Origin of the sequence: Streptomyces sp. NPDC048481 (assembly GCF_043200075.1) — a bacterium.
Lineage (GTDB): Bacteria > Actinomycetota > Actinomycetes > Streptomycetales > Streptomycetaceae > Streptomyces.
The window spans coordinates 188,680-203,034 of sequence record NZ_JBICXC010000008.1 but is presented as its reverse complement, the minus strand read 5'-3'; the positions used below and the strand labels follow the sequence as shown (position 1 = coordinate 203,034).

Annotated in this window: 8 protein-coding genes; all 8 read left to right on the top strand. The window is 73.6% G+C overall.

The window, feature by feature from the left end:
- Positions 1-1,168 precede the first annotated feature (1,168 nt).
- Positions 1,169-2,650 carry a sugar transferase gene (locus tag ACGFSH_RS24240; RefSeq protein WP_393351989.1) on the top strand — a complete coding sequence of 494 codons (1,482 nt, stop codon included), beginning with the start codon at positions 1,169-1,171 and terminating at the stop codon, positions 2,648-2,650.
- A gap of 82 nt (positions 2,651-2,732) precedes the next feature.
- Positions 2,733-4,049, top strand: a complete 1,317-nt coding sequence (locus ACGFSH_RS24235; protein ID WP_393351987.1) for a nucleotide sugar dehydrogenase — start codon at positions 2,733-2,735, stop codon at positions 4,047-4,049.
- Positions 4,030-5,310, top strand: coding sequence for a glycosyltransferase family 4 protein (locus tag ACGFSH_RS24230; protein ID WP_393351984.1), 1,281 nt, complete (start codon positions 4,030-4,032; stop codon positions 5,308-5,310). Before ACGFSH_RS24235 ends, ACGFSH_RS24230 begins: the two co-directional genes overlap by 20 nt.
- Positions 5,300-6,676, top strand: a complete 1,377-nt coding sequence (locus tag ACGFSH_RS24225; RefSeq protein WP_393351981.1) for a Wzz/FepE/Etk N-terminal domain-containing protein — start codon at positions 5,300-5,302, stop codon at positions 6,674-6,676. The genes ACGFSH_RS24230 and ACGFSH_RS24225 overlap by 11 nt, the downstream gene beginning before the upstream one ends.
- Entirely contained in the window at positions 6,673-8,226 is a 1,554-nt protein-coding gene (locus tag ACGFSH_RS24220; RefSeq protein ID WP_393351979.1) for a Wzz/FepE/Etk N-terminal domain-containing protein, read from the top strand. The genes ACGFSH_RS24225 and ACGFSH_RS24220 overlap by 4 nt, the downstream gene beginning before the upstream one ends.
- 3 nt (positions 8,227-8,229) lie before the next feature.
- Positions 8,230-10,155: an asparagine synthase (glutamine-hydrolyzing) gene (gene asnB, locus ACGFSH_RS24215; RefSeq protein ID WP_393351976.1), complete on the top strand. Its 1,926-nt coding sequence runs from the start codon at positions 8,230-8,232 to the stop codon at positions 10,153-10,155.
- A gap of 25 nt (positions 10,156-10,180) precedes the next feature.
- Entirely contained in the window at positions 10,181-12,370 is a 2,190-nt protein-coding gene (locus ACGFSH_RS24210; protein WP_393351974.1) for a bi-domain-containing oxidoreductase, read from the top strand.
- Entirely contained in the window at positions 12,370-14,352 is a 1,983-nt protein-coding gene (locus ACGFSH_RS24205; protein WP_393351971.1) for an alginate lyase family protein, read from the top strand. Before ACGFSH_RS24210 ends, ACGFSH_RS24205 begins: the two co-directional genes overlap by 1 nt.
- Positions 14,353-14,355 lie beyond the last annotated feature (3 nt).

The window sequence follows — 14,355 nt, the reverse complement described above, 5'->3', positions numbered from 1 at the left end:
CACGGTCTCGCCGACGACGGTCGGCCCCGCCCCGCCGTCCCTCCGCCCCGCCGCTGTCTCTCCGCTTCGCCGCCGCGTCACCGGCCCGCGGGTGGCCGGCGCGCGACCGTCGGGTGTGCGCGGGCCTGTTGGTTTTCGCGCCCCTCGCCTCGCCGATGTGCGGACGCCCCGGACCGGGGCGTCCGCGCCCGCCCGTCGCCTTGCGCGTTCCCGGCGCTTCCTTGCGTCCCTTACCCCCGTCGCCCCCTCCCTCGCCGCCTTCCCGCCGCCTTCCCGCCTGCTTTCGGCCGGTCACAGGCTTGGGACCACCGTAGAGACGATCTTGAATTCGGGGCTCATCGAGGCGGCGTCGCGCGGCTTTATGGAATATGACGCATACATATACAGCAATGACGTCCATGCAGGGAATGGCCATGCATTCCACGAGATGAATCCGCGGGTCAGACCGCATTCGGCGGCTTTTCGGCCAAGATCCACGAAGCGTTCGGGCCAGGCGTCCAACGCGGCTTCGCGGCAGGCGCCTTGGGCCGGACGACGCCCGGCGGCACCGGAGGGCGCAGGGTGGCGGACGCGGCCGCGCGAGGGCGTCGCAGCGGGGCCCGGTGGGCTGCTGGAACGTGTGGTGACGGCGAGGTGTCCCCATGCGGTCACCGACGATGGATCAAGAATCAAAGCTTAAGCACAAATTACACACATCCTCTCTTCATACTGGCCGCGATGGTCTAGATTGACCTTGCTTCAGCCGTTCGGACATGAGGCGCACGCGTAAATGATCAATAGGTCCGGCACCGGGGAAAGCCCGTAATCGCTTTCCCGGCGCCAGACGCAGGGGGAGTCACTTTCACGGGACCCGAGGCGGCCTTGAGTGCGGGGAGCACGCGAGGTCGTGAAGGGGGTTCCGCGCATCTCGGGACTCTGACGGCACAGGCATGCCCGCTGCCGTGGGAGGGGCTTGCCCGAGTGGCTCCGCACCGGCCGGTATCCGGTTTTGTCGTGCGCGGGAGGCGGGGGCCTCCCGAGGGGAGGGACAGCGCGGCACGGGAGGCGGGGGCCTCCCGGGGGAGCGACAGTGCGGGAGGCGGGGGCCTCCCGAGGGGAGGCACAGTGCGGGAGGCGGGGGCCTCCCGGCGGCGAACACGTCGACATCACTGGGAACCTGGGGGGTTCTGTGCGGCAAGGGGAATTGGTCGGCCCGTTTCCGTCGGCGCGCGGCGGTCGTCTGGCGGACGGGACGGTCAGCCGGCCCGCAAGCGACTGGGAGCAGCGGTACCGCCGTACCGTGATCACCAGCGACACCGTGGTCACCGCGTTCGTGGTGGCGGGGATAGGCAACTTCTTCGGGGCCCGCGACGCGGCCAACTGGCACGAGAAGTGGGGGATTCTCGCGTTCGGCACCGAACTGCTGGTGCTGGGGGCGCTCGCGGTGAGCCGGGCCTGGGCCCCGGCGGTGCTGGGCCAGGGGGCGGAGGAGTTCCGCCGGCTGGGACGCTCGGTGTTCGCGGCGACCGTCGTCCTGGCGCTCGGCGGGATCGCCCTCACCTCTCGCAACATCAAGCTCTGGATCTTCGTCGCGATCCCGGCGATCGCGCTCGTCACCATGACGGCCAGGTACGTGCTGCGTCTCGGGCTGCACAAGCAGCGCAAGGAGGGGCGGTGCCTGCGGCCGGTGCTCGCCGCCGGCAGCCCGGACACCGTCCGCGATCTGATCACCCGTACCCGCAAGTTCCCGCACCTCGGGTGGCGGGTGGACGCGGTGTGCACGACGGACGCCGGTGTGCTCGACGGCGACCTGCTGGACGGGGTGCCGGTCGTCGGCCGGCTCACGGACGTCGCCAAGCACGTGCACTCCGACGGCTACCGCGTCGTCGCGGTCACCCCGGACCCGCACTGGTCGCCGCACCGGTTGCAGCGGCTGGCCTGGAACCTGGAGGGCAGCGACGCCGAGATGGTCGTGGCGCCCGTGCTGATGGAGGTGGCCGGCCCGCGGCTGCACATCGACGCGGTGCTCGGCATCCCGCTCCTGCGGGTCAGCATGCCGACGTTCACCGGGGGCCGCCGGGCGGTCAAGGGCGTCGTCGACCGGCTGGGCGCCGCGGTTCTGCTCGTCGTGTTCGCGCCGCTGATGGCGTTCGTCGCGCTGCTCGTGCTGCTGGACAGCCGCGGCGGGGTCTTCTACCGGCAGCGCAGAGTCGGCAAGGACGGCAGCGAGTTCACCATTCTCAAGTTCCGCACCATGGTCGCCGGCGCGGACCGGGCGCGGGAGAGGCTGGCCGCCCTCAACGAGGGGGCCGGCCCGCTGTTCAAGCTCCGCCGCGATCCCCGGGTGACCCGGGTGGGAGCGGTGCTGCGCCGGTACTCCATCGACGAGCTGCCGCAACTGTTCAACGTGCTCACCGGATCCATGTCGCTCGTCGGTCCGCGGCCCCCGCTGCCGGAGGAGTCCGCCGCGTACGGCCCGGACATCCGGCGGCGGTTGCTGGTCAAGCCGGGCCTCACCGGGCTGTGGCAGATCAGCGGGCGCAGCGACCTGTCGTGGGAGGAGGCGGTCCGGCTGGACCTGCGGTACGTGGAGGACTGGTCGCTCGCCCTGGACACGGTGATCTTGTGGAAGACGCTGCGTGCGGTGCTCTACGGGCAGGGGGCCTACTGATGGGCCGGAAGCTGCAACTCGACGTTTTCGCCGGTGCGCGGACGGCAGGCCCGAGCGGGTCTGCCCGGGGGAGGAACGGGTCATGAGAGTCAGCGTTTTCGGGCTCGGCTACGTGGGCTGCGTGTCGGCCGCGTGCCTGGCCGGCATGGGGCACGAGGTCGTCGGCGTCGACGTGAACCAGGTGAAGGTCGACCTGGTCAACGACGGCAAGGCGCCGGTGGTCGAGGAGCGGATCGGCGAGCTGATCGCCGAGGTCGTGGGCGCCGGAGCGCTGCGCGCCACCGCCGACGTCCGCGAGGCGATCATGAACAGCGAGATCTCGCTGGTCTGCGTGGGCACGCCGTCGGAGCCCAACGGCAGCCTGTGCACGACGTATCTGGAGCGGGTCACCGAGGAGATCGGCGCGGCCCTGGCCGAGCGCGGCGGCCGGCACACCGTGGTGTTCCGCAGCACCATGCTTCCGGGCACCTGCCTGAACCTGCTGGTGCCGATCCTGGAGAAGTACGTCGGCGGCACGGCCGGGGTGGACATCGGGGTCGCGGTCAACCCGGAGTTCCTGCGCGAGGGCACGAGCGTGCGCGACTTCTTCGACCCGCCGAAGACGGTCGTCGGCGAGCTGGACCCGGCGAGCGGCGACGCGGTGCTCGCACTGTACGAGGGGCTGCCCGGCGAGGTGTTCCGGGTGCCGGTGCCGACCGCCGAGGCCATCAAGTACGCGGACAACGCCTTCCACGGCCTCAAGATCGGCTTCGCGAACGAGCTGGGCGCGGTGTGCCAGGCGCTCGGGGTGGACTCGCACCAGGTGATGGACGTGTTCCTCGCCGACCGCAAGCTGAACATCAGCCCCGCCTATCTGCGGCCCGGCTTCGCCTTCGGCGGTTCCTGCCTGCCCAAGGATCTGCGCAGCCTGGTCCACGCCGCGCAGCGGGCCGACGTGTCGGTGCCGATCCTGTCCCATGTGCTGCCCTCCAACTCCGACCATCTGCAGCGCGCGGTGGAGCTGGTCGAGCGGACCGGGAAACGGCGGGCGGGCCTGTTCGGGCTGTCCTTCAAGCCCGGCACCGACGACCTCCGCGAGAGTCCGCTGGTCGAGCTGGCGGAGCGGCTCTTCGGCAAGGGGTACGACCTGAAGATCTACGACGCGAACGTGAGCATGTCCCGGCTGCTCGGCGCGAACCGCGAGTACATCGAGACGCGGCTGCCGCATCTCGCGCAACTGCTCGCGGACTCCGTCGAGGAGGTGCTCGACCACGCCGAGGTGTGCCTGGTCGGGACGAAGGATCCGGCCGTGCTGTCGGCGCTGCCGCACGGCGACGCCCCGGTGATCATCGATCTCGTCCACCTTCCCGACGCCGACGCGCGCCGGGCCGAACAGGGGTATGTGGGCCTTGCCTGGTGACGCGGGAAGCGGCGGCCGGCCGGGCCGGCGCGCGCTGATTCTGGTGGAGAACCTGTCGGTGCCGTTCGACCGGCGGGTGTGGCAGGAGTGCACGACGCTGCGCGACGCGGGCTGGACGGTGGACGTCATCTGCCCGCAGGGCGGCAAGCGGGACACCGAGCCGGAGGCCGTGATCGACGGGGTGCGGATCCACCGCTACCCGCTGCGCGCGGCCACCGGGGGGCCGGCCGGTTATCTGCGGGAGTACGGGACGGCGTTGTGGCACACGGTCCGGCTGGCCCGCAAGGTCGGCCCGGTCGACGTGGTGCACGCCTGCAACCCGCCCGACCTGCTGTTCCTGCCCGCGCTGTGGCTCAAGCGGCGCGGGGCGCGGTTCGTCTTCGACCAGCACGACCTGGTGCCCGAGCTGTACCTGTCCCGGTTCGGCCGGGGCAAGGACCTGCTCTACCGCGCCGTGTGCGCGCTGGAGCGGCGCACCTACCGGGCCGCGGACGTGGTGATCGCCACCAACGAGAGCTACCGGGACGTCGCGGTGCGCCGCGGCGGCAAGCGGCCGGCGGACGTCTTCGTGGTGCGCAGCGCACCCGACGTGGACCGCTTCCACCCCGTGCCGCCCGAGCCGGAGCTGAAGCGGGGCAAGCCCCATCTGCTGTGCTATCTCGGTGTGATGGGCCCGCAGGACGGGGTCGACTACGCCCTGCGGGCGCTGGCGAAACTGCGCGACGAGGTCGGGCGCGGCGACTGGCACGCGGTGTTCGTCGGCGGCGGCGACACCTTCGACGCGATGGTGGAACTGGCCGGGCGGCTCGGGCTGTCGGAGCAGGTGCAGTTCACCGGGCGCATCCCGGACGCCGACCTGGTGCGCTACCTGTCCACCGCGGACGTGTGCCTCTCCCCCGACCCGCACAACCCGCTCAACGACGTGTCCACCATGAACAAGGTCCTGGAGTACATGGTCATGGGCCGGCCGATGGTCTCCTTCGACCTGCGCGAGGCGCGCGTCTCCGCGGGCGACGCCGCCCTGTACGCGCGCGCCGACGACGAGAGCGAGTTCGCCCGGCTGGTCTCCGTGCTGCTGGACGATCCGGAGAAGCGGGCCCTGATGGGCAAGACCGGCCAGGAGCGGATCGGCGGCGCGCTGTCGTGGCGGAACTCCCAGCGCGCGCTGCTGGACGCCTACGCCGCCGCGGTCCGCGACCGGTCCGCGGGGACGGCCCGGGATCCGGACCCGGCAGGGGAAGGCCGCACCATTGAGCGATGACACGATACGGCTGGTCACCATCGGGCGGATCGTCCGCCGGCGGCTGAGGCTGCTCGCCCTGGTCGCCCTGGTGGGCGCGCTCGCCGGGTACGGCGTCTCCGCGCTGTTCCCGCCGCGTTACACGACGTCGGCGTCGGTGCTGCTCCCGGGCACGTGGGAGGAGCGCGAGCTGCTGACCCAGACCGAGGTGGCGACCAGTTCGGTGGTGGTCGACCGGGCGGCCGCCAAGCTCGGCTGGGCCGGGGTGAGCGGCAGCGACCTGCGGGACCGGGTGAGCGCCAAGGCCACCGACGGCAACATCATCAAGATCTCCGGCACGGCCGAGTCCCCGGAGCGTGCGCAGCGGCTCTCCGACCAGGTGGCCGAGGAGTTCGTCTCGTACGCCACCCGGATCGCGAAGGACACCGCCGACCCGGGGGCGGCGGAGGAGCTGGCCGCGCTCCAGAAGTCGGTGCGCGACACCAGCCGGCGCATCAGCGAGCTGGCCGACTCGACGGATCCCGGGGACACCGTGGAGAGCGTGCAGACCCGCACCGAGCTGGAGAAGCTGCGCACCGCGCTGCGGGAGGCCATCACCACCATCAAACAGGCCGACCCGGCCGACGACGAGGCGAAGAACATGGTCGTCATGGGGGCGGCGGCCCGGCCGACGGGCGAGGCGCCGCCGACGAGGACGCAGCTCGTCGCGGGCGGAGCGCTGCTGTTCTTCCTGGTCGCGGTGCTCGGCCATCTCACCGCCGCGCGGATGAGCCGCCGGCTGCGCGGCGAGGCGGAGATCACCGCGGCGCTGGGCTCGGCGCTGCTGGGCACGGTCGACGTCCCCGTCGAGCGGCGCGCACTGCGCAAGCAGGGCCGTGGCCCGGCGGTGCTGCTGCGCAGGCTGCTGGGCACGGACGTCCGGTGGGACATCCCGGCTCCGCAGACGTCCGGCGACGAGGCCAGCAGGCGGATCCGCTACCGGCGGGTGTGCTCGCGCCTGCGGGACCGGCTGCCGGCCCCGCAGCGGCTGCTGGCGGTCTTCCCCGACGGCGACGAGATCGCCCGCCTGGCCGCCGGGCAGCTCGTCGCGGAGGCCGGGAAGGACCCGGGGCTGCGCGCCGTCGCGGTGCCGGTGTCGCGGCCGATGGTGCCGGACCGCGGCCATGAGGCCGGGGCCCTCGTCGTGGTGAGCGCCGGCCACTGGACGGCTGCGGAACTCGCCGGACTCGCCGAGGCGTGCGCGGACGCCAAGCACGCCGTCGTCGGGGTCGTCCTGGCCGGTCCGGTGCGCGCGGTGCGGCCGGCCGGCCGCTCGCGGGGCGCCGCCGCACCGGCGCTGGAGAGCCTCGACGGCGAACGGGACGACGCGACGGGAGTCACAGGGTGACGACGAGTACGACCGCGCAGTCGTCGGCCGCCACGCCGCTGCTGGATCTTCAGGTGCTGGTGGCGGCGGTGCGCAGACGGCGCCGCCTGTGGTCGTCGCTCGCGCTGCTGGGGCTGCTCGCGGGCGCGGCGGCGGGGTTGCTGATGCCGCAGCCGCCGACCGCGGTGACCAAGATCCTCGTCGCGCACGAGGAGGACCAGCCCAACGACCCCGGCACGCTGATCCGCACCGACGTGGCCCTGTTGCAGACCACGCGCATCGCCGGACAGGCCCTCAAGGCCCTCAAGTCCCCGGAGAAGGCCGGGGACTTCATGCGGGACTACAGCGGTACGGGGCTGACCAACAACGTGCTCCAGATCACCGTGACCGGCGACAGCGACGCCGAAGCGGTGGCCCGTGCCCAGGCGTTGGCCGACGCGTTCGTCGCGGACCACGTGCAGCGGATCCGGGAGTCCTCGAAGGCCGAGTCGAAGGCCCTGCTCGACCAACGCGACCAGCTGAAGGCGCAACTGGCCCAGGTCAACAAGGCGATCGGGGACGGAACCGGCCAGAGCGGGCCGGAGTCGTCGGCGGACCTGGAGTCCCTCTACGCCCGCCGGGCCGAACTCACCTCGCAGATCACCGACTTCAGCCAGCGCGCCGCGGAGGCCAGCATCGGCGCCCCGCGGCTCGTCGCCGGCACGCAGATCGTGGACGCCCCGTACGCGGTGCACACCTCACTGCCCAGGACCGCCGCCACGGACGCCGCGATCGGGCTGTTCCTCGGGCTCTTCCTCGGGCTCGCGGCGGCCGCGGTCGGCGCGGTCGTGGCGGACCGCCCGGTGCTGCGCCGGGAGATCGCCGCGAACCTGGGCGCCTCGGTGATCGCCGAGCTGCCCCACCGGGTGGGCGGGCGGTGGCAACGCCGCCGGACCGGGGCGGCGCGCGAACGGCTCGTCACGTCCCTGACCCGCATCGTGCGCGGCTCCGCGGAGCCGGTGTCGCTGCTGGAACTGGGCTGCGCGCGCGAGACGGGCGTGATCGCGCTCGGCCTCGCCGGGGCGCTGGCGGCGGACGGGCCGGTGACCGTCGTCGACGGGCTGCCCGGCCCGCAGCTGTCCGGCCGCCGCCCGAAGCCGGGCGACCCGGCGGTGGTCGGCGCCGAGCGGGCCGCGGGCCTGCCGCCCGAGGAACGCCGGCTCGGCGTGGGCTCCGTGGCGCCGGGCACGGCGTGGACCGACCTGCGCCACCTCGGCACGCGGACCGTGCTCGTCGTGCGGGCAGGGCACGGCAGCGCCGCGTGGCTGCACACCGTGGCACGGCAGCTCGCGGACCAGCGCATCGCGGTGGCCGGGGTGGTGCTGATCGACCCCGACCCGCGGGACCGGACCGACGGCACGCTGTGGAACGGGCTGCACACCGCGCTGCGCGGCCACGGCGAGCGGCCGGTGCGGCAGAGCGGCGGGGGTGCCTCCCCCGCCGTCCAGGCGGTGGGCGAGGGACGGCGGGGGACGGAGCGGTCGCCGATGTGGGCGGCCCGGGTCCCGGACAGCGACCAGGAGGCGCGGTAGCACATGTGTGGCATCGCAGGCACATACCGGTGGCCGGACGGGAAGGCCGTGACGGACCGGCTCACCGAGACCCTCGCCCACCGCGGGCCGGACGGGGCGGGCCGCTACGGCCACCCCCTCGGCGACGGCGAAGTGCAGCTCGGGCACCGCCGGCTGGCCATCGTCGACCTGTCCGCGACGGGCGCCCAGCCGATGGTCTCGGACGGCCTCGTCCTGACGTACAACGGCGAGCTGTACAACGCGCCCGAACTGCGCGCCGAGCTGGCGGCCGCCGGGGTGCGCTTCCGCGGCACCTCCGACACCGAGGTGCTGCTGGAGGCCTGGCGGCGCTGGGGCACGGACTGCCTCCCCCGGCTGCGCGGCATGTTCGCGTTCGGCGTCTTCGACGAGCGCACGGGCGAGCTGGTCCTCGTCCGCGACCAGCTCGGCATCAAGCCGCTGTTCCTGATCCGGCGCGGCGAGGGGCTGGTGTTCGCGTCCGAGCTGAAGGCGCTGGCCGCCGTGACCGGCGGCTCGCTGGAGGTGGACCACGCCGCGCTGGTGGCGTCGCTGCTGTACTACTGGGTGCCCGACTCGCGGTGCGCGCTGCGCGAGGCGGAGAAGCTGCCGCCGGGGACCTGGCTGCGGTGCCGGCCCGACGGCCGGGTGGAGCGCGGCCGGTTCTGGAACCTGCGCGACGTCGCGGCCGAGGGCGCGGAGCGCGCCCGTGCCGGGGAGCGGCCGGACCTCGCGGCCGTCGTCGAGGAGTCGACCCGGCGCCACCTGCTCTCCGACGTCCCCGTGGCGACGTTCCTGTCGGGCGGTCTCGACTCCAGCTACCTGACCGCGCTGGCGGCCCGCGAGCGGCCCGGGATCTCCGCCTACACGATCGGGTTCCGCGCCGAGGACGCCCGCTTCGAGGCGATGCCGGACGACCTGCGCTACGCCCGGCGGGTGGCGGAGCGCTTCGGCGTCGACCTGCACGAGATCGAGATCGCCCCGGACGTCCTCGACCTGCTGCCGCGGATGACGTACCACCTGGACGAGCCGATCGGCGACCCGGCCGCGATCAACACGTTCCTGATCTGCTCGGCCGCCCGGGAGGCCGGGGTGAAGGTGATGCTGTCGGGGATGGGCGCCGACGAGTTGTTCGCCGGGTACCGCAAGCACCTGGCCAACCTGTTGGCGGTGCGCTACCAGCGCGTCCCGCGGCCGCTGCGGCGCGGTCTGTCCGCGGCCGTGGACCGGCTGCCGGTCGCCTCGGCCCGGCGCGGGTACCGGTCGGTGCGCTTCGCCAAGCGGTTCCTGTCCTTCGCGGACCTGCCGGAGGAGACGGCGTTCCGGCGCAGCTACACCATGTACGACCGGGACGAGCTGATCGGCCTGATCGACCCGGACCTGGCCGGGACGGTCGACGACGTGCTCACCGAGCACGCGGACGTCTACCTCGACAACGAACTCGACGACTTCGTCAACCGCATGTGCCTGGGCGACTCCCGGATGTTCCTGCCGGGCCTGAACCTCGCCTACACCGACCGGTCGAGCATGGCCGCGTCGACGGAGGTGCGGGTGCCGTACGTGGACGTCGACGTGGTGCGGGCGGCGTTCGCGGTGCCCGGCGACCGCAAGATCGCCGGGCGGCAGGGCAAGGCGGTCCTGAAGGAGGCGGCCTGCTCGATCCTGCCGCGGGAGATCGTGTACCGGCCCAAGGGCCTGTTCAGCGCCCCGCTGCGGGCCTGGATGAGCCGTGATCTCGCGCCGCTGGTGCGGGAGGTCGTCAACGACGGCGTGCTCGTCCGGTCCGGGTTCCTGCGCCGTGAGGCGTTGCAGCGGCTCGTCGCCGAGGACGCCGCCGGACACCGGGACCACTCCAAGCATCTGTGGCATGTGCTGACCCTCGAGTACTGGTACCGCGGCGCGACCTCCGGGTCGTCCCGGACCGCACCCTGACGGCGTAGAGACAAGAGGACTTCGGGTGAAACAGGTTGTGCAGAACTACAAGAGCGGCGAGCTGGCCCTGCTCGACGTGCCCGAGCCGGGGTGCAAGCCGGGGGGTGTGCTGGTCCGGAGCGCCTTCTCGCTGATCTCGACGGGCACCGAGCTGATGAAGGTGTCCGAGGCGGGCATGTCGATGGTGGGCAAGGCCCGCTCGCGGCCCGACCAGGTGGCCAAGGTCGTGCAGAGCGTGGCCGCCAACGGGGTGCCCGCCACCTACCGCAAGGTGATGGGCAAGCTGGACTCCTACACGCCGCTGGGCTACTCGCTGTGCGGGGTCGTCGAGCAGGTCGGCGCCGGCGTCGACGACGTGAAGGCCGGCGACCTGGTGGCCTGCGCCGGCAACGAGCACGCGCTGCACGCCGAGCTGAACTGGGTGCCGAAGAACCTGTACGCCCCGGTGCCGGACGGGCTCGCGCCCCGGCACGCGGCGTTCGGCACCGTCGGGTCGATCGCGTTGCAGGGCGTGCGCCAGGGCGAGTCGCGGCTCGGCGAGGTGGCGCTGGTCGTCGGGCTCGGGCTGATCGGGCAGCTGGTGGTGCAGCTGCTGACGGCGTCCGGGGTGCGCGTCGTCGGGGCCGATCCCGACCCGGCGCGCTGCGAGCTGGCCGAGCGGCTGGGCGCGGCGGCGTGCGGCGATCCCGGCTCCGCGGCGGTGGAGGGGGCGGTCGCCGAACTGACCGGCGGACACGGCGTGGACCAGGTGTACCTGGCGGCGGGCGGCGGCAGCAACCAGCCCGTCGAGCTGGCCGCGCGGCTGAGCCGGGACCGCGGCCGGGTCGTCGACATCGGCAAGTGCCGGCTGGACCTGCCGTGGAACGCGTACTACGAGAAGGAGCTGGACGTCCGGTTCTCCCGCAGCTACGGCCCCGGGCGCTACGACCCTGCGTACGAACTGGAGGGGCGCGAGTACCCGATCGGCTATGTGCGCTGGACCGAGCGCCGCAACCTGGCGTGCTTCCTCGACCTGGCCGCCCGCGGCCAGGTCGACGTGGAGCCCCTGATCTCCCATGTGGCCGGCTTCGACGACGCCGTCGAGACGTACCGGAGCCTGAAGGACGGCGAACTCAAGGCCGTGGCCGTGCTGTTCGAGTACCCCGGGCAGCCGGGGGCGGCGGCCGGGGCGCAGGCCCCGGCGGTGACCGTGCCCGCGGTCGTGCGCCCGGGCGGCGCGCGGCCCGCCGCGGTCCGCGCCGTCAGGTCGCCGGTGCGGCTCGCGTTCGTCGGCGCGGGCAACTACGCGTCGTCGATGCTGCTGCCGCACCTGGCGCAGCGCGAGGGCGTGGAGCTGTCCACGGTCGTCACCACGACGGCGCTGTCCGCGGCCAACGCGCAGCGCAAGTTCGGCTTCGGCCGGGCGACCACCGACCTGGACGCCGTGCTCGGCGACGACTCGGTCGACGCCGTGTTCGTCGTGACCCGGCACAGTTCGCACGCCGAGCTGACCCGCAGGGCGCTGCTGGCCGGCAAGACGGTGTTCGTGGAGAAGCCGCTCGCGCTCGACCAGGACGAACTGGCCGGTGTGCTGGCGGCGGTGGAGGAGTCCGGCAACGACCGGATCCAGGTGGGCTTCAACCGCCGGTTCGCGCCCCTTCTCCAGGAGGCCAGGAAGCGGTTCGGCGTGCGGACCGGCCCGGCGAGCCTGCGCTACCTGGTCAACGCGGGCCGCCTGGACCACGGCAGCTGGTATCTGCGGCAGGGCACGGAGGGCTCGCGGTTCGCGGGCGAGGGCGGCCACTTCGTCGACACGGCGAGCTGGCTGCTGGGGGCCGATCCGGTGTCGGTGTACGCGGTCGCCCCGCCCGGCAACGAGGACCTCCAGGTCGTGCTGCGCTACCCGGACGGCTCGACCGCCACGATCAGCTACGTCACCACCGGTGCGTCCGGCTTCCCCAAGGAGACGCTGGACCTCGTCGCGGACGGCAAGGTGCTGCGGCTCGACGATTTCGTCCGGGCGTCGGTCCACAGCCGCAAGCGGTGGGTCAGCTCGCGGCTGCCCAAGGCCCGCGACAAGGGCCAGTCGGCCGAACTGGCCGCGTTCGTGCGGGCGGTGCGGACCGGCGGCCCGATGCCGGTGCCGCTGGAGTCGCTGGTCGCCACCACGGCGGCCACCCTCGCCGTGCAGACCGCGCTGGCCGGCGGCGCGCCCGTGACACTGGCGCGGCCGTGATGACGGTCGCCTCGGGAAGCGCGGGCTGGTACCTGCGCCGGCTGTCGCGGATGGGGCCGCGGGAGATCGGCGGCCGGGTGGGCGACACCGTGCGCAGGCGGCGGTGGCGGCGGTCCGCGCCGCCGGACGCACCGGCCGTGAGCGGCGCCCGGTTCACCGCGGTGCTGCCCGCGGGCGCGCTCGACGCGGTGGAGCCGGACGCCGTGAAACGCCTCGTCGCGGAGGCGGACCGGCTGATGTCCGGGCACGCCGTGTTCTTCGGGGTGCTGCGCGACGACATGGCCGACCCGGACTGGTGCCACGACCCGAAGACCGGGCGCCGGGCGCCCTGGGGCTACGCCTTCGACGTGCCGTACCGCGACGAGGACGCCGTCGGCGACATCAAGCAGATCTGGGAGCCGTCGCGCCACCAGTACCTCACCGTCCTCGCCGCCGCCTACGCGCTCACCGGCGACGAGCGGTACGCGGAGCGGGTGGCCGCGCACCTGCGGTCCTGGTGGGCGGCCAACACGCCGCTGCGCGGGGTGCACTGGACCAGCGGCATCGAGCTGGGCATCCGGCTGCTGTCCTGGGTGTGGATCCGCCGGCTCCTCGACGGCTGGCCGGGCGCGGCCGCCCTGTTCGAGCACAACCCGGCGGCGCTGCGACAGATCTGGCACCACCAGCGCTGGCTGGCCGCGTTCCCCAGCCGGGGTTCGTCGGCGAACAACCACGTCGTCGCCGAGGCCGCCGGGCAGTTCGCCGCGGGCTGCGCGTTCGGGTGGTTCCCGTCCTCGGCGCGCTGGCGGGCCGACGCCCTGCGCTCACTGGAACGGCACCTGCGCGCCAACACGTTCGGCTCCGGCCTCAACCGCGAGCTGGCCACCGAGTACCACGGGCTGGTGCTGGAACTGGGCCTGGCCGCGCTGGCCGAGGCCGACGCCTCGGGCGTCGCGGTGCCCTCGGCGGTGCGGCTGGTGCTGCTGCGGATGACCGACGCGCTCGCCGCCGTCGTGGACGACCGGCTGCGGCCGCCGCGCCAGGGGGACGCGGACGACGGGCACGGTCTGGTCGTGGACGGCCCCGGCACCGACCGCTGGGCTTCACTGCTGGCCACCGGAGACGCCGTGTTCGGCCGGCTCGACTGGTGGCCCGCGGTGACCGGCGCCGATGTGCGCACCCCGCTGCTGGCCGCGCTCGTCCGCCCGTACGCCAAGGGCGCGCCGGCGTCGGCGGTGCCGCGTCCGGCGAGCCGCCCGGCGCACTTCGCCGACGCCGGCCTGACGATCCTGCGCGGGCCGGAGGGGATCTGGTGCCGCTGCGACGGCGGTCCGCACGGGTTCCTGTCGATCGCTGCGCACGCCCACGCGGACGCGCTGTCCGTGGAGGTCCGCCACGACGGGGTCGACGTGCTCGCCGACCCGGGGACGTTCTGCTACCACGGCCAGCCCGGGTGGCGGCGCTACTTCCGCTCGACCCTCGGCCACAACACCCTGGAGCTGGACGGCGCCGACCAGTCGGTGTCCGGCGGCCCGTTCCTGTGGACGCGGCAGGCCCGCAGCCGGGTCCTGGCCGTGGACACGTCCGGCGCGCCGGACGGAGGGACGGTCCACTGGGCCGCCGAACACGACGGCTACCGGCCCTCGGTGCACCGGCGCCGGGTGGAACTGGCGTCCGCGGGCCGGGAGCTGAGGGTGGTCGACGAGGTGCGCGGCGGCCCGCGCCGGGCCGTGCGCCTGGCGTTCCACCTCGGCCCGCAGATCACCGCCGAGCTGACCGGGAACCGCGCGGTGCTCACCTGGACGCGGGACGGCGAGGACCGCTCCGCGGTGCTCGACCTGCCCGGCGCGCTGTCCTGGACGGCGCACCGCGGGGAGAGCGAACCGCCGCTGGGCTGGTACTCCGCCGGGTTCGGGCGCAAAGAGCCCGCCACCACGCTGGTCGGCGCGGGCTTCACCGACGGCACGCAGGGCTTCACCACCGTGCTCGGGTTCCAGGGTTAGGGA